Origin of the sequence: Actinoplanes xinjiangensis, assembly GCF_003148685.1 — a bacterium.
Lineage (GTDB): Bacteria > Actinomycetota > Actinomycetes > Mycobacteriales > Micromonosporaceae > Actinoplanes > Actinoplanes xinjiangensis.
Genome location: NZ_QGGR01000014.1, coordinates 256,209 through 274,625 on the forward strand (window position 1 = coordinate 256,209; position 18,417 = coordinate 274,625).

General features: G+C 69.7%; 16 protein-coding genes. 12 read left to right on the top strand and 4 right to left on the bottom strand.

The window, feature by feature from the left end:
• Positions 1 to 37 precede the first annotated feature (37 nt).
• Positions 38 to 718, top strand: coding sequence for a response regulator (locus BC793_RS29185; protein WP_373871213.1), 681 nt, complete (start codon positions 38 to 40; stop codon positions 716 to 718).
• 184 nt (positions 719 to 902) lie between these two features.
• A complete protein-coding gene (locus BC793_RS29190; RefSeq protein ID WP_109598305.1) occupies positions 903 to 1,319 on the top strand; it encodes a phage holin family protein in 417 nt (138 codons plus the stop codon).
• Between the two features lie 169 nt (positions 1,320 to 1,488).
• Here the strand turns inward: BC793_RS29190 and BC793_RS49790 are convergent, their stop codons facing one another.
• Positions 1,489 to 2,364, bottom strand: coding sequence for a hypothetical protein (locus BC793_RS49790; protein ID WP_158319406.1), 876 nt, complete (start codon positions 2,362 to 2,364; stop codon positions 1,489 to 1,491).
• An 826-nt stretch (positions 2,365 to 3,190) separates the two neighbouring features.
• Between BC793_RS49790 and BC793_RS49795 the strand changes: the two genes are divergently transcribed.
• The 7 genes from BC793_RS49795 to BC793_RS29230 all read left to right on the top strand — a co-directional run bounded on the left by BC793_RS49795 (position 3,191) and on the right by BC793_RS29230 (position 11,421).
• A complete protein-coding gene (locus tag BC793_RS49795) occupies positions 3,191 to 4,219 on the top strand; it encodes a DUF3618 domain-containing protein (protein WP_158319407.1) in 1,029 nt (342 codons plus the stop codon).
• 981 nt (positions 4,220 to 5,200) lie between these two features.
• Positions 5,201 to 6,229, top strand: a complete 1,029-nt coding sequence (locus BC793_RS29205; RefSeq protein ID WP_109598307.1) for an autoinducer 2 ABC transporter substrate-binding protein — start codon at positions 5,201 to 5,203, stop codon at positions 6,227 to 6,229.
• Positions 6,229 to 7,734 carry a sugar ABC transporter ATP-binding protein gene (locus tag BC793_RS29210; RefSeq protein ID WP_109598309.1) on the top strand — a complete coding sequence of 502 codons (1,506 nt, stop codon included), beginning with the start codon at positions 6,229 to 6,231 and terminating at the stop codon, positions 7,732 to 7,734. Before BC793_RS29205 ends, BC793_RS29210 begins: the two co-directional genes overlap by 1 nt.
• 37 nt (positions 7,735 to 7,771) lie before the next feature.
• Entirely contained in the window at positions 7,772 to 8,767 is a 996-nt protein-coding gene (locus BC793_RS29215; protein WP_109598310.1) for an ABC transporter permease, read from the top strand.
• Positions 8,764 to 9,822, top strand: coding sequence for an ABC transporter permease (locus tag BC793_RS29220; RefSeq protein ID WP_109598312.1), 1,059 nt, complete (start codon positions 8,764 to 8,766; stop codon positions 9,820 to 9,822). The genes BC793_RS29215 and BC793_RS29220 overlap by 4 nt, the downstream gene beginning before the upstream one ends.
• The gene (rhaI, locus tag BC793_RS29225) at positions 9,819 to 10,970 is read left to right on the top strand and encodes an L-rhamnose isomerase (protein ID WP_109598314.1); all 1,152 of its coding nucleotides are present in this window, start codon (positions 9,819 to 9,821) and stop codon (positions 10,968 to 10,970) included. Before BC793_RS29220 ends, rhaI begins: the two co-directional genes overlap by 4 nt.
• Positions 10,971 to 11,019: 49 nt before the next feature.
• Entirely contained in the window at positions 11,020 to 11,421 is a 402-nt protein-coding gene (locus BC793_RS29230) for an Hpt domain-containing protein (protein ID WP_109598316.1), read from the top strand.
• Between the two features lie 11 nt (positions 11,422 to 11,432).
• On the opposite strand, the gene BC793_RS29235 is transcribed toward BC793_RS29230, so the two are convergent.
• Positions 11,433 to 12,593 carry a response regulator gene (locus BC793_RS29235; RefSeq protein ID WP_109598318.1) on the bottom strand — a complete coding sequence of 387 codons (1,161 nt, stop codon included), beginning with the start codon at positions 12,591 to 12,593 and terminating at the stop codon, positions 11,433 to 11,435.
• A 191-nt stretch (positions 12,594 to 12,784) separates the two neighbouring features.
• On the opposite strand from BC793_RS29235, the gene BC793_RS52415 reads away from it, so the two are divergent.
• Together BC793_RS52415 and BC793_RS29245 are read left to right on the top strand one after the other, a co-directional pair.
• Positions 12,785 to 13,969 carry a sensor histidine kinase gene (locus tag BC793_RS52415; RefSeq protein WP_109598320.1) on the top strand — a complete coding sequence of 395 codons (1,185 nt, stop codon included), beginning with the start codon at positions 12,785 to 12,787 and terminating at the stop codon, positions 13,967 to 13,969.
• 72 nt (positions 13,970 to 14,041) lie between these two features.
• Positions 14,042 to 15,646, top strand: coding sequence for a methyl-accepting chemotaxis protein (locus BC793_RS29245; protein WP_109598322.1), 1,605 nt, complete (start codon positions 14,042 to 14,044; stop codon positions 15,644 to 15,646).
• Here the strand turns inward: BC793_RS29245 and BC793_RS29250 are convergent.
• Positions 15,614 to 15,949, bottom strand: a complete 336-nt coding sequence (locus BC793_RS29250) for an STAS domain-containing protein (protein WP_109598324.1) — start codon at positions 15,947 to 15,949, stop codon at positions 15,614 to 15,616. The genes BC793_RS29245 and BC793_RS29250 overlap by 33 nt on opposite strands.
• Positions 15,946 to 16,341: an ATP-binding protein gene (locus tag BC793_RS29255; RefSeq protein ID WP_109598326.1), complete on the bottom strand. Its 396-nt coding sequence runs from the start codon at positions 16,339 to 16,341 to the stop codon at positions 15,946 to 15,948. Before BC793_RS29255 ends, BC793_RS29250 begins: the two co-directional genes overlap by 4 nt.
• A 97-nt stretch (positions 16,342 to 16,438) precedes the next feature.
• On the opposite strand from BC793_RS29255, the gene BC793_RS29260 reads away from it, so the two are divergent.
• The gene (locus BC793_RS29260) at positions 16,439 to 18,406 is read left to right on the top strand and encodes an ATP-binding protein (RefSeq protein ID WP_109598328.1); all 1,968 of its coding nucleotides are present in this window, start codon (positions 16,439 to 16,441) and stop codon (positions 18,404 to 18,406) included.
• Positions 18,407 to 18,417 lie beyond the last annotated feature (11 nt).

The window sequence follows — 18,417 nt, forward strand, 5'->3', positions numbered from 1 at the left end:
TGATCCTCAGCATGACGAACAGTGACGGCGGACCGACGTGAGCGACATCGAGAAACCGATACGGGCCTTGATCGCGGATGACCAGGCACTTCTGCGGGCCAGCTTTCGCCTTCTGCTCGAGATCACTCCAGGCCTGATCCCGGTGGGTGAGGCCGGCACCGGCGCCGAGGCCGTCGAACTGGCACGGCGGGAGCAACCCGACGTGGTCCTGATGGATATTCGGATGCCGGATATGGACGGGATCGAGGCGACTCGGCGCATATGCGGATCCCCGGAGACGCCCTCGACCCGGGTGCTGATCCTGACCACGTTCGACTACGACGAGTATGTGTTCGCTGCGCTGCGGGCCGGCGCCAGCGGCTTCCTGCTCAAGGACGTCGCCCCGGCGGACCTGATCACCGGAATAGAAGTGGTGGCCGCAGGCGACGCGCTTCTGGCACCCAGGATCACCCGACAGCTGGTCGCCCACTTCACCACCCTGCCGGAGCCGGGTGCGCGGCCGGCCAAGGCCCTGGAGAACGTCACTGAACGTGAGATCGAGGTTCTCACCCTGGTCGCGAGCGGCCTGTCCAATACCGAGATCGCCGCCCATCTGCTGGTCAGCCTGCCGACGGTGAAGACCCACATCGGCCGTCTGCTCGCCAAACTCAACGCTCGCGACCGCGCCCAGTTGGTCATCGTCGCCTACGAGACCCGCCTCGTGATACCGGCGAGCTGACCCCGGGGAGGCGCGCGGAAGCCCCGGTGTTCCGGCTCCGGCACCACTCGCGCACATCGGGTCGCGGCACACGGCAGAAGACGGTTCACCAGCACTTACCGGAACCGGCAGTCCCGGTGGCGGGCGATTAGTCAGCATTGGGGTGGGTACGTCTGCCAGGACAACCGTGCAGAACGGAGGGACGATGACCCACACAGACGCACGAGCCGATCAATCGACCGCGGATCTGGTCAGCCGGCTCAGCGAACAGGTGACCACACTGATCCGTGACGAATTGGCGCTGGCGCGCATCGAGATGACCGAGAAGGGCAAGAAAGCCGGCAAGGGGGCGGGCCTGCTCGGCGGCGCCGGGGTGATCGCCCTGTACGGCGTCGGCGCACTGCTCGTCACCGCGGGTGCGGCTCTCTCGCTCGTCATGCCGGTGTGGGCGGCAGCCCTCATCGTGACGGTGGTGTTGTTCTGCGGCGCCGGGATCGCCGCCATCGCCGGGAAGCGTGAGGTGCAGCAGGCCGTGCCGCCGACCCCGGAGGCCGCCATCGCGAGTGGCCGCCGCGACATGGACGAGTTCATGGCCGCGGCCCGGCGTGGGGCGCGATCATGAGCGTTCCCAACCGCAACCGCTCCGAGCCACGCCGCCCGGCCCCCAACCGCAACCGTCCGAAGCCGGGCCCGCCGGCTTCGAGCCGGGCGCCGGCCGAGGGCCCACCCATGTCGACATCACCGTCGCCCAGCGCTTCGAACGCGCCCGTACCAGGCCGGTCCGCGGCGGCTCATCCTCCGGACCCGATGAACGCCGGCCCGACCAGGTCGGGCACGCCAGCGCCCGGCCCGGCAAGCCCGAGCGCGGCGAACACCGCGAATGTCAGCCCGACGAAGTCGAACACGGCGAACGTCAACCCACCGAAGCCGAACCCCACGAACACGGCGAACGTCAGCCCACCGAAGCCGAACGCGACGAACACAGCGAACGTCAGCCCACCGAAGCCGAACGCGACGAACACGGCGAACGTCAATCCACCGAAGCCGAACGCGACGAACACCAAGGCCCCACACCCCAGCCCGATGAAGACAGGTGCGACGAGCACCAACACCTCCAACATCAGCCCGCCGAAACCGGGTGCCACAAACACCAGCGCCTCGAACGTCAGCTCGCCGAGACCGGGCGCGGCAACCACCAGCACCTCCCACTCGACCGCGCCAAGGCCAGGCGGGACGGGCACCAGCACACCCAAGTCCGGCGCGGCAGCCGCCAACGCACCGGATTCCGGCGGGGCGAAACCCGGGCACACAACGCCCGACCCCACTCTGTTCGACACCAGCCACCCACCGACATCCCGGCCCGCCACCCACCGATCAGCATCAGAGGGCCCGGCGACGACGAATCCCGGCCCGGCTCGTCCGGACGCCGGAATCGATTCGGGCATCGGCAGCCGATCCGGTACGGCCACACACAGCACGGTCACACCCGGACCGGGTTCACGCACCACGGTGACGAGCAGTTCGCCGACTCGGCCGGACGGCGGTCGGGCAACAGCCGGCTCACACCCATCGACCTCACAGGCTTCGGCAGCAAGCCCATCGCCCAAGCCGAGCCCGGGAGTCGGTCCCTCACTGAAGCCGGAACCGATGGCAGGCTCATCGCCCATGCCGGAACCGGCGGGAGGCGCGTCGCCGAAACCCGGATCAGTCGGAACGCCGTCAGCCGGATCGAGCCCGGGAACAGCCCAGCCTCCGCAGCCGGTATCGGCGAGAATCTCGTCGCCGGCACCGGCAACGGGACAAACGCCGTCGGGGAAGCCAAGCCCCGGAACGAACCCCTCGGCGAAGCCAGGGCTCGCGGGAAGCTCGTCGCCGACACAGCAACCGGGCCGAATGCCTACAGCGGGGCCGAAAGGAATGCCAACAGCAGGACCGAGCGGTAGGCCCCCGGCAGGATCAGGCGAGATGCCAACAGCCGGAGCGAGCGGAGCCCCCACAGCAGCACAGAGCGGTAGGCCCCCGGCAGGATCCGGCGGAATGCCAACAGCCGGACCGAATGGAACGCCCACAGCAGGACAGAGCGGTAGGCCCATGGCGGGACAGAGCGGTGGGCCCACGACGGGATCAGGTGGAATGCCCACAGCCGGATCGAGCGGAATGCCAACGCCAGGACCAGGCGGAATGCCGTCGGCGAAGGCGGTCCCGGAAGCACCGCGACCGATGTCGGCGGGAGCCACGCCGGTTCAGGACTTCATGCCGCCGGCCAGGACGGTCGCGGACCGCGGTGACGACCCACCGAAGCCCGCCCACCAGCACGCCGCGAGTAGTGACGCAACTTCGGCTCCGGTTTCCGGCCGCGCAACAGGCCGAGCGGCGGTGCCCGGATCAGGTCCACACAGTGCGACCCCGCCCAGTGCGACTCCGTCCATCAGCACCACGACACCCGCATCAGCTCCGTCGGCGCCTACGGCGAACGTCGAAAGGACCGCGCCGATGGAGACCCGCAACCCGGCCACCGTCCCGGGCCGAACCAGCGCCCACGCGCAGACCACTACCGGAGTAGGGAACCAGGCCATCAGCGGAACCGGCGCTCAGACACCGATGGGCGGCCGAACCGACGTCCAGAACCCGGGCGACACCGGACGCCGGATCGATCCGAGGGCGGACAGCGGTACCCGGGAGGCGGCCGCCACGCACGGCGACGGCCCCGGCACCACAAGGGCGACCGGACCGACCGGGTCGGAACAGGGCCGGACGTCCACGAACCACGATGAGGATGTTCACGCCGCTGCCGAACTGGCCCGGAACGGACAGGGAGACGATCCGGCCGAGGCACTCCGGGCGGAGATCGAGCAGACCCGGGCGGAGATGGGCGAGACCGCCGCCGCGCTGGTCGCGAAGCTGGACGTCCCCAGCCGTATGAAGGAAGCCGCCGCGGAGAAGAAGACGCAGTTCACCGAGGCGGTGGCGGAGAAGAAGGCACAGCTGACCGAAGCCGCCGCGGAGACCAAGGACAAGGTCATGGAGGTCGCCGCGGAGAAGAAGAACCAATTGACCGGTACGGCCACCGATGCCGAGCCGGGCCGGATCAGGCAGGCGGCGGCCGGGGCAGCCGGCAGCATCGCCGCCAAGGCGGAAGCCGTGACCGAGGCGATCCACGGCAAACGCACGTCGGACAACGAGACGGTGACTGCCGGCGACAAGGCACGTGCCGGTTCGCCGTCGACGGGCAGCCGTCGAGTGGTGACGTCCAGCGAGTCGTCGCAGGCGAGGCAGGAGTCCGCCGAGACCAGGACACATCTGGCCGAGGCGGCAGCCGAAGCCGCGGAACGTGCCACCACCGCGATCGGCACGCTGCCGGCCAGGGCTTCCGAAGCCATCGGTACGTTGCGAGGCCGCACCGACCCGTCGTCCGGCCCAGTGTCGGACCAGATGCCGGACCGGCGGAAACGCTACGCCCTGATCGGCGCCGCGCTCGCCATGGCGGCAGGCGTGACCGTCCTGATCCGAAGGCTCCGCTGACGGCGGGCCATAAACGCTGTCACCCACGAGCCACAAACACTGCCACCCACGGGCCCTGCCGCACGACCGGCGGGGCCCGCTGTCGTCTTCGCCCAGCCCAATCCGCGGTCCCCCGCGACACCGGCGCCGCGGCCGCCAGGCAACACGATGGGGTAGAGCAAGCCAGACCGTCACCTAGCGGACAACACCACAGAACAACACAAGGCGGATCACCAGCTGCGGGACAACCCCACAGAACAACACAAGGCGGATCACCAGCTGCGGGACAACCCCACAGAACAACCGACGCAGCCCGCCACCCTGAGACAACAGCACCGGACAACACAAGACAGCCCGCCGTCCTCAGACAGCACCACGGGACAACACAAGACGGACCGGCAGCCGCCAGAGAACGCCGCGGAACTAACACAAGGCACACCGCCACACAGCGGACGGCACCGCGGAACAACACGAGGTAGGCCGCCGCTCAGGCACTAGGACCGGACAACACACGGCGGATCGGCAGCCGCCAGGCAGTACCTCGGAGCAACACGAGATAGACCGCCTCCGCCTAAGCAACACCAGCGGACAACACGAGGCGGACCGACGTCCCGCCGGGCAACGCCGTAGCGAAACACGACGGCAGAGCGCCACCTACCGCCGCAACAGCGGTAGATCCTGGTCGGGCCGGGAAGCGCCGCGGGTAGCCGAGGCTGGACGACGGGCGCCAGGCAACGCGACGGTGTGGCTGAGTGGTGGGACGGTGCGGCCGAGTGGTGGGACGACGTGGGAGCGAAGCCGCAGAGAAGCGCCGACGGGACGAAACGGGGGTAACGGTGACGCGGCTTGAAACGTATCAGGATGGCGCCTTGTGCGAATGACCTGCTCGAAGAAGAAATCAAGGCCACCCTGGGAATCAACTCTTGACCCTGCCCTAACGGACTCGTAACGTGACTCACACCTCAGCTAGAACGTTTCAAGAACCCTTTATCAGGAGGCGTCATGCGTCCTCGGTTTACCGCTGCCGTCGTCATGGCCACGACGGCCGCCATAGCTCTGACCGGCTGCACCAAGAAGAACGACACCGACACCGCCGCATCGGGTGACGCGGGTAAGAAGACCTACAAGGTGGCTTTCGTCCCGAAGTTGCAGGGTGTTCCCTACTTCGAGGCGATGAACGCCGGCGGCAAGGAGGCGGCCGCCGCACTCGGCAACGTCGAGTGGCTCTACCAGGGCCCGACCCAGGCGGACGCCGCAGCGCAGGCTGACATCGTGCGGTCGTACATCCAGCAGAAGGTCGACGCTCTGATCGTCGCGCCGAACGACCCGGACAGCATGGCGCCGCTGCTGCAGCAGGCCAAGGACGCCGGCATCCACGTGGCGACCGCCGACACCGACGCCCCGTCGAGCGTTCGGGAGGTGTTCGTCAACCAGGCCACCGCCGAGGGCATCGGCCAGGGGTTGACCGATTCGCTGCTGACGGCGATGGGCGGCAAGGGCAAGTACGCGATCGTGTCCTGCGGTCAGACCGCGGAGAACCTGAACTCCTGGATCGAGGTCCAGAAGGCGTACACCAAGGAGAAGTACCCGGACGCCGAGATCGTCGACATCGTCTACGCCGGTGAGGACCAGGCGAAGGCGACGCAGATGGCGACCGACCTGATGAACGCGCACCCGGACCTGACCGGCCTGGTCGGCGAGTGCACCTCGTCCGCGCCGGGTGTGGCGCAGGCCGTCAAGGACGCCGGCAAGATCGGCAAGGTCTTCACGGTGGGCCTGGGCACCCCGCAGGCGATGAAGCCGTACCTGCAGGACAAGTCGTCGACCGCCGCGATCCTCTGGGACGTGGAGAACCTCGGCTACCTGACGGCGTGGGCCGGCGCCCAGATCGCGCAGGGCAAGCCGTTCGCGGCGACGAACAGCGTGTCGAGTGAGCTGTCCGCGGTCACCTACACCGAGGCGAACAAGATGCTGCTCCTCGGTCCGGCGCTGGCGATCACCGACCAGAACGTCGACCAGTTCAACTACTGATGACCGACGAGATCGAAACCCCGAGGCTGCGCCTTACCGCTGTGGCGAAGCGGTTCGGCGCGGTCCGGGCCATCCAGCACGCCGATTTCACGGTACGGGCGGGCAAGGTCCACGCCCTGGTCGGTGAGAACGGCGCCGGCAAGTCCACGATGATCAAGATCGTCGCGGGGGCCGAGGTGGCCGACACCGGCGAGATCGAGTTCGAGGGTGAGCCGGTCAAGCTGGGCTCCACCACGGCGGCGATCGCGCTCGGCATCGCCACCGTCTATCAGGAGCCGCAGCTCTTCCCGGAACTGACCGTCGCCGAGAACATCTTCCTCGGCCGTGAGCTGCGTAAGGCCGGCCGGGTCGACTGGGCGGCGCAGAACGCGAAGGTGGTCGAGCTGCTGGAACTGCTCGGGCTGCCGGAGCGGTACACGACCGCCGAGGTGGGCACCCTGTCGGTGGCCGAGCAGCAGCAGGTGTCGATCGCGAAGGCCCTGGCGGCGGACGCGAAGGTGCTGATCCTGGACGAGCCGTCGGCGATCCTGACCGACGCCGAGATCGAGGTGCTCTTCGACGTGGTCCGGCGGCTCACGGCCGCCGGTGTGGCGGTCGTCTACATCTCGCACCGGCTGGACGAATTGTTCCGGATCGCCGACGAGGTCACCGTCATGCGTGACGGGCGGACCATCGGCACGTACCCGATCAAGGATCTGAGCGTGCGGCAGATCGCCCACCTGATGGTGGGAGAGGAACTGTCGGACGCCCGGCCGCACCGCCGGGTGCCGGACGGGCCGGCGGTGCTGGAGCTGCGGAATCTGACCCGCGAGGGCAGGTTCCGCGACGTCGACGTGAGCGTCCGGGCCGGCGAGATCGTGGCACTGTACGGCCTGGTCGGCTCGGGCGTCTCGGAGATCGCCGCATGTGTGTACGGCATTGACCGAAGTACACATGGATCCATATTGATCAACTCAACTCAAGTCAACATCAGGAATCCCGAGCATGCACAGCGGTTGGGTATCGCGCTGTTGCCGGCGAACCGCAAGGTCGAGGGCATGTTCGGCTTCCAGTCGATCGCCTTCAACATCTCGGCCGGCCACCTGCGCCGGATGTCGCGGTTCGGGGTGTTCATCGACCGCGCGCGGGAACGCGCCAAGGCGCTGGAGCTGATCAAGCGCCTCGCGGTGAAGACGCCACACGAACGCCAGCCCATCAGTGCGATGTCCGGCGGCAACGCGCAGAAGGTCGTCCTGGCCCGGCAGCTCGTCGAGCGACCGAAGGTCCTGGTTCTGGCCGAGCCGACGCAGGGTGTCGACGTCGGTGCCAAGGAGGAGATCCACCGGTTGATCACCGAACTGGCCGAGGAGGGCACCGCCGTCCTGGTCGTCACCTCGGACCTGCCGGAGGCGCTGCGGATCGCCGACCGCATCCAGGTGGTGCGGGGCGGCACCACGACCGACGAGTTCGGCCCGGACGCCAGCCAGGTGGACCTGCTGGCCGCAGCCGCGGGAGGCAGCCGATGACCGCGGCAGCGATGACGAAGACCGCCGGAGGCGAGCGATGACCGCGGTGACGGAGGCGAAGATCCGGCGGCGGGTTCTGCCGTCGCCGATCACCGGCCAGGAGATCGTCCTGGTCGGCGTGATCGTCCTGCTGTGGGCGGCGCTGGCGGTCAGCACACCGGCGTTCCTCACGGCCGGCTCGATCCAGCCGCTGCTGGTGGCCACCGCTCCGGTGGCACTGGTCGGCGTGGCGATGACCATCGTGATCATCACCGGCGGCATCGACGTGTCGGTCGGCGGCGCGATCATGGTGTGTTCGGTGCTGACGGCGAAGGCGCTGGTCGGAGCCGAGGTCAACCTGGGTGTCGCGGTACTGCTGTCGATCGCCGCGGGCGGTGTGCTCGGCCTGGTCAACGGCGTGCTCATCGCGTACGGCCGGGTGCACGCGATCATCATAACGTTCGGTACGGCCAACCTGTTCATGTTCCTCGGCCTGCGGATCTTCGGCTCCGGCACGGTGAACGGCATCCCGGGGACGCTGGCGTTCTTCGGGCGGGGACCGGACGGCCGTACCCTCGGCATCCCGCACGCCTTCCTGATCACCCTGGTGATCACCGCGGTGGCCTGGTGGTATCTGCGGCACACGGCCGGTGGGCGGCACTTCTTCGCGATCGGCGGCGACGCGCAGGCGGCGCGGCTCGCGGGGGTCCGGGTCCAGCGCCGGATCCTGCTGGCCTACGTGCTGACCGGTGTGCTCGTCGGTCTCGCCTCGTGTTTCGTGATCGCGCAGGGCACGTCGACGCTGGACCAGTCGGTCGGCTCCGGCAAGGAACTCGCGGTGATCGCGGCGGTCGTGATCGGCGGCACGAGCATCATGGGCGGCCGCGGCTCGGTGCTCGGCACCCTGCTCGGCGCGCTGCTGGTGCAGTCGGTGGTGTCCGGGGTGACCCAGCTGGGCTGGCGTTCGCAGCTGTCCGACCTGTTCGTCGGCATCTTCATCATCGTGGCGGTCGGCGCGGACCTGCTGCGTGCCCGCGCAAGGAGGGCCCGATGACAACCGTCGCGGAAAAACGGGAGAAGACGGACTTCGTCAAGATCCTGCTCACCCAGCGGATCGCCCTGCTCGCGGTACTGATCGTCGTAGTGGTCGTCACGTTCTTCATCAACGACGCCGGCGGCTACCTCACCGCGCCCTACGACTTCGACTACATGTCGGCGAGCCTGATCAGCGCGGTGCCGCTGGCGATGCTGGGCCTGGCCGAGATGCTGGTGATCCTCTCCGGCCGCGGCGGCATCGACCTGTCCGTGGGTGCGATGGTGAGCCTGGCCGGCATGGTGTTCGGCTTCGCGTACGGCGAATGGGGCTGGCCGCTGTGGCTGGCGATCCTGGCCACGGCCGGGTTCGGCGCACTGCTCGGTGCGGTCAACGGCTTCCTGGTCTCGTACATCGGCTTCCCGGCCCTGATCGCGACCCTGGCGACGTTCTACGCGTACAAATCGCTCGCGATCGTGATCAACAACCAGCAGCCGATCAGCACGAAGCCGATCCAGGAGCTGTTCTCCCTGAGCAGGTCGGTGGAGCTGCCGCTGTTCGGCGAGTACGTACCGAACGTGCCGCTGGGCATCTTCACGTTCCTGCTGCCCACCGCGGTGGCGGTCTGGCTGCTGCTGGCCCGCACCGCGTACGGGCGGCGCCTCTACGCGATCGGCACCAACGACGTCGCCGCTCGCTGGGCCGGGCTCCCGGTCCGGGACACACGCTTCAAGGCGTACGTCTACGCGGGTCTGATCTCCGGTCTGGTGGCCGTGGTGACCGTGGGACAGTTCGCCTCGGCCCGCCCGGACGCGGGCGTCTCCGGCAACGGTATGGCCCTGCCCGCGATCACCATCGCCGTCCTCGGCGGGGTGGCGATCACCGGTGGCATCGGCCGGGTCTCCGGGGTCGTGCTGGCCACTCTGCTCATCGTCTGGCTCAACGCCGGCATCCTGCTGGCCTTCGTCGGTAACGAGGGCTCGCAGTACCAGCTCCTCGCGCTCGGCGCGGTGCTGGTGTTCGCCGCTCTGTTGAACGGGCTCACCAATCGACGGTACGGAGGTACCACATCATGAACCTCGACGGTCTGGACGGCTTCACGATCGAGGTCCCGAGCTGGGCGTACGGGAACTCGGGCACCCGGTTCAAGGTCTTCACCCGTCCCGGTGGGCCACGCAACCCGTACGAGAAGCTGTCCGACGCCGCGCAGGTGAATCGTCTCACCGGCCTGGCCAACCGGGTGTCGCTGCACATTCCGTGGGACCTGGTCGACGACTGGGGCGACCTGAAGGCGCACGCCGACAAGCTGGGTGTGCAGATCGGCGCGATCAACTCGAACGTGTTCCAGGACGACGACTACCGGCTGGGCTCGCTGTGCAACCCGGATCCGGCGATCCGCCGCAAGGCGATCGACCATCACCGGCAGTGCCTGGACGTGATGCGGCAGACCGGTTCGACGGATCTGAAGATCTGGCTGCCGGACGGCTTGAACTACGCCGGTCAGGACTCGCTGCGGGGCCGGCAGGACCGGTTGGCCGAGTCGCTGCGGGAGATCTACGACGCCTCCGACGACAACCACCGGATTCTGCTGGAGTACAAGTTCTTCGAGCCGTACTTCTACTCCACCGACATCCCGGACTGGGGCACGTCGCTGCTGCACTGTCTGGCGCTGGGCGAGCGGGCGACGGTCGTTCTGGACACCGGTCACCACGCGCCGGGAACGAACATCGAGTTCATCGTGATGCAGCTGATCCGGCAGAAGAAGCTCGGCGCGTTCGACTTCAACTCGCGCTACTACGCCGACGACGACCTGATCGTGGGTTCGGCCGACCCGTTCCAGCTGTTCCGGATCATGTCGGAGATCGTGGCGGCGGACGCGCACCGGCCGGAGTCGGGTGTCAACTTCATGCTCGACCAGTGCCACAACATCGAGGAGAAGATCCCCGGCCAGATCCTGTCGGTCCTCAATGTCGAGCAGGCGCTGGCCAAGGCGCTCCAGGTCGACCAGGCGGCGCTCGCGACCGCGCAGCGCGAGGGTGACGTGCTCGGTGCGCACCAGGTGCTGATGGACGCCTACGAGACCGACGTGCGGGGGGCTCTCGCCGACCGGCGGGAGGCCCGGGGGCTGCCGCGCGACCCGGTCAAGGCCTTCCAGGCATCGGGGTACGCCCGGACGGTCGCCGCCGAGCGGGTGGGCGGCACCCAGGCGAGCTGGGGAGCGTAATCGCCGCAAAATACTCCTGATGGCCGCCGGCCGGGCGCACCATGGGCGGATGGAGACCGCCACACAGCCGGAGGACCTGGCCCGGGTGGCCGGGGTACGGGCCCGTCTCGCCGATCTCGTCGAGCCGGCACCGTCGCCCGCCGAGGTGGCCCTGGTGCTCCGGCTGCTCCGCTCGTTCGCCGCGAAGGCCCCTCTCGCGGCGGACGAGCTGGTCCGCCTGATGCATGCGGGCGACCCGGGCCCGGTCCGGGACCACGCGCACAGCCTGAAGGGGTCGGCCGCGAACATCGGCGCCGTCGAGCTGGCGGAGCTCTGCTCGCAGGTGGAGGACGCGGCCCGGGGCGGGGTCGTCACCGGCCCCGGCCGCATCGCGGACCGCCTGCTCGCCGTGACCGGCGGCACCGTGCGGGCGGTTCGGGCTCTCACCCTCGAGTACGAGCGGCTGGTCTGATGACGGACGGGTCAGGCGGCGGTGAGTACCGGCTCGACCAGACCCACCACGCGGGAGAAGTTGACCAGACGGTCCAGCATCGCCTCGGTCACCACCGTGCCGCTGCCGATCAGCACGAGTCCGTTGGTCGCCAGCACGTCCTGGGCCAGGCGCATCCCGACCTGGAGATCGGCCACCGCGTAGGCGTGCGTGCCGCCGGCCACCGGGCTCTCCACGCCCTTGACCTGCCGCAGGGCGGCCAGCACGTGCGGGGCGCAGGTGCCCTGCCGGGTCAGCGTGTTGATGGCCATCGCGGGCGTGGTGGAACGGGCCGCCGCGGTGTCGTACTCGATGGCCGTCCGTACGACGCTGATCGCGCCCTCGACCAGCGGCGACCAGCCGCCGGCCGGGGGTTTCTCGCCGGCCAGCCCGCGGACCGTGGACACCACGTCCTCGATCATCGGGATGTCCTTGATCAGCGGGAGCACCATGGCCGGCATCCCGTTGACGGCCTTCTGCTCGTCCGGGGTGAGGTTGGCGCCCTCGGTGAGCTTGCTCATCACGTCGGCCGGCACGCTGACCGCGCCGATCTGGGAGGCCATCGCGGCGACCTCGATCTCCCAGAGCCCGTCCAGTTCGAGGGCGCTGGTGAGTTCGCCGACCAGCTTACGGATCCGGCCGGCCCGGGCGAACCCGAGCGGGCTGGACAGTTCGAGGATGCCGAAGAGTGCCTGCACGCTGGTCTTCAGCGTGGTGTCGACCATCTTGCGTTCGGCCATCGCGTGATCGTGCCGGGTCACCGCACCCTTGATCGCGTCCATGAGTTCGGTGCGGCTGGCCGGCTTCGCCAGGTAGCGGTAGACACCACCGGAGTTGATCGCGGCGATGACGGTCTTCATGTCGCCGTGGCCGCTGTGCAGGATCCGGATGACGTCCGGGAAGTCCGCCTGGATCCGGCCGAGCAGCGTGATGCCGTCCATGCCGGGCATCCGCACGTCACTGACCACCGCGGCGACGTTGTCGTTCGCGGCGAGCAGTTTCAGCGCCTGCTCGGCGTCCTCCGCTCTCAGCAGCCGATGGTCGCGGCCCAGCTGGATGGAGAGGGTCTCGAGCATCACGTCGTCGTCGTCGACGAGCAGCAGTGTGGGCTTCTTGTTATCGGCATCGCCCGACCGGTACAGCTCGGTCCTCATCGTGGCCCTCCTTCGACTGACCGGCCTTGGTGCTACGTGGCCTATCGCCTTTTCCGGGCGATGGCTGAGGTTTGGCCGGGTCCGGATTTCGGCCCGGTGAACTCCTCAACCGGCTCCCGCGAGCCGCCGAAAGGCGATCCACGAGCCGTGGCGGGAAGCCGTCGGCTGCCGGCGGAGAAACGGATACTGATGTGAGCGCATTAGGGGAAGACGCCCGTCTCGCGGCTGTGCACAGCTATCACCTGCTGGGTGCCCCGCGCCCGGTCGTGCTCGACGAGCTGACCCGGCTGGCCGGCGCCGTCCTCGGCACGCCGATGTCCACGGTGACCCTGCTGGACGCCGACCGGGAGTGGTTCGCCGGCAAGACCGGTGTACCCGGCGACGGCGGGCCCCTGAACACCTCGTTCTCCGCACCGGTCGTCGACACCCGCGAGCCGCTGGTCGTCGAGGACACCCTCGCCGAGCCGCGGTACCGCACGTGGGAGTGTGTGCGGGAGGCTCCCAACGTCCGGTTCTGGGCCGGGGTGCCGCTGGTCGACGAGGACGGGCACACGCTGGGCAGCCTGAGCGTGCTCGACGACAAGCCGGGTACGGTCGGCGACCGGCAGCTGGATCTGCTGCGCACTCTGGCCGGGCAGGCCGTCGGCCACCTGGCGGCGCTGCGCAACCGGCAGTTGCTGGCCGAGATCGGCGACGAGCTGTCCCGGGCGATCAGCCGCGAGGAGGACTTCGTCGCGACCGTGTCGCACGAGCTGCGTACTCCGGTCACCACCATCCAGGGCTACCTGGAGCTGCTGGTCGACAACGAGGAGCTGGCGCCCTACCGGCGGCTGATCGACCCGATTCAGCGCAACGGTGAACGCCTGGTCCGGATGGTCGATCATCTGCTGGCCGGCACCCGCCCGGCGGCCGCGCCCCTACCGCTGCTGCGTGCCGGCACCGACCTGATCGCGGTGGCCGAGGCGGCGTCGGCGGCCTGCCGGGGCCAGGCGGCGCAGCGGGACGTGCCGATCGTGATCGAGTCGGGGCCCGGCCCCTGCACGGTTCCCGGCGACTTCACCCGGCTCAGTCAGGCGGCCGAGCATCTCGTACGCAATGCGGTGATCTTCAGTGTCACCGGGCAGACCGTGACCATCCGGGTGACCGCGGGCCGGCTCGAGGTCGTCGACGAGGGAGCCGGCATCCCGGCCGATGAGCTGCCCCATGTGGTGGAGCGGTTCTATCGCGGCCAGTTCGCCCGCGAGCAGGCTGTTCCGGGTGTCGGGCTGGGTCTGAGCATCGCCGACCGGATCATGCGGGCGCACGAGGGCACCCTCACTGTCGAGTCGGCCGGGTCCGGCCGGGGCACGTGTGCCCGGATGACCGTCCCGAGGTGATCATTGCCGCTCAGCGCCGGATCCGGCCTGCCGATGGGAGGGTCGGGGACCGGCGACAGGCGGGGGGACTCGATGGCGATTCTGCGGCGGATGCGGCTGGCCGGGCGGATCGGCGGTGCCTTCCTGGTGGTGCTGATACTTCTCGGCGTGGCCGTCGGCATCGGTGCGTGGGGGCTGACCCGGCAGTCGGCCTCGGCTGACGAGCTGCGGCGGCTGCTGCACCTGATGCATCAGGTGGACGAGCAGAAGTACTACAACGGCGACATCTCCGGATGGCAGATCGCCTACGCGTGGGACACCCGCCGGATGGACCCGGTGAAGGCCGTCAGCCCGGACAGCGCCAACCGGAAGGGCTTCCTGGCCGACCTCGCCGTGCTTCTGAAGCTGCTCGCGGAGACCGACACGACGGCCATGACAGACGCCGAGCGCGCCGAGTTCGAGAAGCTGGCCGGACTGTGGGACAGGTTCAAGACGACCGACGACCAGGTGGTGGCCCTGTACGCCGCCGGGCGGATCGACGAGGGTGACAAGCTGCTGCTCGAGGAGAGCTACGCGGTCTACTTCGAGATCATCGAGGTGACCGGCAAGCTGGTCACCTCGGTCGTCGCCCGGGCGGACGCCGCGGCACAGGACGCTCAGGACGAGGCGGCGTCCTTGCGTACCGCGATGATCGTCGTGTTCGTGGCGTCGGTGGCCGCCGCCGTCCTCTGCACGGTGGCGGTGACCCGCAGCGTCACCGGCCCGGTGGGCCGATTAGTCGAGGTGTTGCGCGGTATGGCGCGCGGTGACCTGACCCTGCGCCCGGACACCACCGGCAGCGACGAGGTCGCGGTGATGTCGCGCGCCGTGGACGAGGCCATCGCCGGGGTGAAGACCACGGTCACCGAGATCGTCGACAACGGTGGCCGGCTCACCGACGCCTCCGACACCATGCGCCGGGTCAGTCACCAGATCGACAGCGCCGTCGCCGAGGCCGACCAGCAGGCCGGGATGGCCGCGGCCGCCGCGAACGGGGTCGCCGGCAACGTGCACACGGTCGCGGCCGGCACCGAGGAGATGGGTTCGGCGATCACCGAGATCTCCCGTAACGCCGCCGACGCCGCCCAGGTCGCGACCGACGCGGTCGCCGCCGCCCGGGCCACCAGCGAGACGATCAACCGGCTCGGCGAGTCGTCGGCGCAGATCGGCGACGTCATCGAGACGATCACCGCGATCGCGTCGCAGACCAACCTGCTGGCGCTGAACGCCACCATCGAGGCGGCCCGCGCCGGCGAGTCCGGGAAGGGTTTCGCCGTGGTCGCGAGCGAGGTCAAGGACCTGGCCCAGGAGACGGCCCGGGCGACCGAGAAGATCTCCCAGCAGATCGCCGCGATCCAGAGTGACACCGGTCAGGCGGTCACCGCGATCGACGAGATCAGCCGGATCATCGAGCAGATCAGCGACTTCCAGACCACCATCGCCTCGGCCGTCGAACAGCAGAGTGCCACGACCGCCGAGATGAGCCGCGGGGTCAGCGAGGCCGCGAACGGGGTCACCGACATCGCCGCCAACATCGCCAGCGTCGCGCACGGCACCGCGTCCAGCCGGGAGGCGGTCGGTGAGGTGGCCCGGACGGCCGCGGACGTGCAGACGCTCGCCGACCGGTTACGGGCGTCCGCCGGTCGGTTCTCGATCTGACCGGCCGCCGACCAGCATCTCGTAGACCCCGGTGACGGTGAGCGACCGGAGCACTATGCCTTGCGGCCGGTGCACCCGGAAATCGATGCCAGCCCGCGTGGCGGTCTCGTGGGCGGCGACCAGCACGTCGATGCCGGACGAGTCGCAGAAGGTCAGCCCCGCCACGTCGACGACCAGCTCTCGTGGCCGGTCGGCGATGGCGAGTGCGGCCTGCTGCTCGAACAGGTCGCCGGTGTCCAGGTCGAGTTCTCCGCGCAGCATCAGCCGGGTCACGTCGCCGTCGTCGAGGCGGACGATCTTCATGCCGCACCACCCTGGGGACAGCGCACCAGTTCCACCAGGACTCGCTTGCCGCCGCGGTAGTTCTCCACCGACCAGCCCTCGGACAGGGCCTCGATGAGGGCGATGCCCCGGCCGCCGCCGTTGTCGGGAGCACGGCGGCGCGGCACCACGGACGAGCCGTCGGCGACCGACACGATCACCCGCTCGTCGTGGGACTCCAGGTGCAGTGCCAGACAGCCGCCGCCGTGCCGGACCGCGTTGGTGACCAGCTCGCTGACCACCACGGCGGCCGCGTCCAGCCAGTCGGCATCCCGGAACCCCCAGCCGGCCAGCACCGCGGTGACCGCGCGGCGGGCGGCAGCGGGCGCGGCCCGGTCGAGTGGGACGTCCAGGTGGGCGGTGAGCTCACTCATGCAAAACCCCGAGAGTCGCCGATATGCGGCTGCACGGTACCCCCCTTTCGCCGGCGACGAAACCTCTGCCGGATTTATCGTGATTTAGGCTGGTGGTATGGCATCGGTGCTGGTCGTCGAGGACAACCCGGAACATCAGGCGGTGATCGCCGAGGTGGTCCGCCGTCTCGGGCACACCGCCACCCTGGCCGGTGACGGCCGTGAAGGGCTGGCCGCCGCTATCGCCGCGCGGCCCGATCTGGTCGTCGCCGACGTGGACATGCCACATCTGGACGGCATCCGGATGTGCCGGGCGCTGCGGGAGCACCCGGTGACCGCCACCGTCCCGGTGGTGCTGATCACCGCCTACCTGCCGCCCGGCGACACCTCCCTCGCCTCGGCCGAGGCGGACGCCGTGGTGCCCAAACCGTTCAGCGTCAAGGAGCTGTCCGAGACCCTGCGGACCTGCCTGGAGTCGCCGCCGCCCCGGCACGACCCGGCCTTCACCGAGGCCCTGCTGCGCAGCCTGGACGCCGGCGTGGTCGCGTGCGACCTGGACGGCCGGCTCGTGGTGATCAACCAGGCGGTGCGCGACTTCTTCGGCGACGAGAGCCTCGGCGTGCCGGCCCGGGACTGGGCCGAGCGGTTCGGGTTGCGCCGGCACGACGGCACCCCCCTGCCGCCCGACGAGGTGGCCCTCTACCGGGCGCTGGGCGGCGAGGAGTTGCGGCACGACGGGGTGCTGGCCCACGACCGGCAGGGCCGGCGCCGCTGGTTCGCGATCAACGCCCGGCCGGTCCGCGACGCGAGCGGCAACATCCTCGGTGCGGTCGCGGCGGTCCACGACGTCACCGCCGAGCACCACCAGCACCAGTACGAACGATGCAAGACCGAGGTGCTCAAGGCGCTGGTGCACGCCCCGGACGCGGACCGGGCCGGCACCGAGGTGCTGCGTGCCATCTCCGGCGAGCTGGGCTGGCCGTACCTGCGGCTGTGGCTCGTCGATCCGGTGACCGACCGGCTGCGCCCGGCCGCCACCCACCTCGCCGAGGGCGCCCCGCAGATCGGGTTGCCGCAGGTGCTGGGACGCGGCGAGGGGCTCGCCGGGGCATGCTGGCAGAGCGGCGAGCCGATCTGGGTGCCCGATCTGGGCGCCCCGGACCTGCCGGTGGCGGCGGAGGCCGAGCACTACCGGGCCGCGGTGGCGGTGCCGGTCCGCAGCGCGGACAACGTGATCGGCGTGCTCAGTTCCTTCACCGTCGAGCACCAGGAGCCCGACCCGGCTCTCACCGTGCTGCTCAGTGGCATCGCCGGGCACATCGGCGGCTACCTGGAGCGGCGCCGGGCCGAGGAGCTGTCCAACCAGCTGGCGGCCAGCATCGGCGAGTACATCGCGCTGGTCGGTCACGAGCTGCGCACCCCGCTCACGTCGATCGGCACCTACACCGACCTGATCGCCGAGGAGGACGACACCACCACCGTCGGCGAGGTCCGCGAACTGCTCGGGGTGATCGAGCGCAACAACGCCCGGCTGCGCTCGCTCGTCGAACGGCTGCTCGACCTCTCCGCCCTGGAGGCCGGGCACGCCCAGCTCACCATCGGCGACGTCGACCTGACGGCGGTGATCACCGAGGCGCTGCCGGACGCACCGATCCGTACCGACCTGCCGGCCCGGCTGGTGATCCCCGGGGACCGGGCCCGGCTGCGGCAGGTCGCCGAGAACCTGATCGGCAACGCGGTCAAGTACAGCCCCGACGGCGCCACCGTGCACGTGGGCCTGACCGCCGACGACGACGCCGCGGTGCTGACCGTCAGCGACGCGGGCATCGGCATCCCGTCCGGTGAGCGGGACCGGCTGTTCGCCCGCCTCTACCGGGCCACCAACGCCCGGCACAGCGGCATCCCCGGCGCCGGGCTGGGCCTGGCACTGAGCCGCACCATCGTCGAACTGCACCGCGGCACCATCACGCTGAGCGGCAACGACGCCGGCGGCACGATCGCCACGGTCCGGCTGCCCCGCCGATCCGGGACCTCCGGCCCTGCCCACCCGGGACACCGGGACGGGACCCTGGGATCGAGGCATTAGGAGGGGTCATG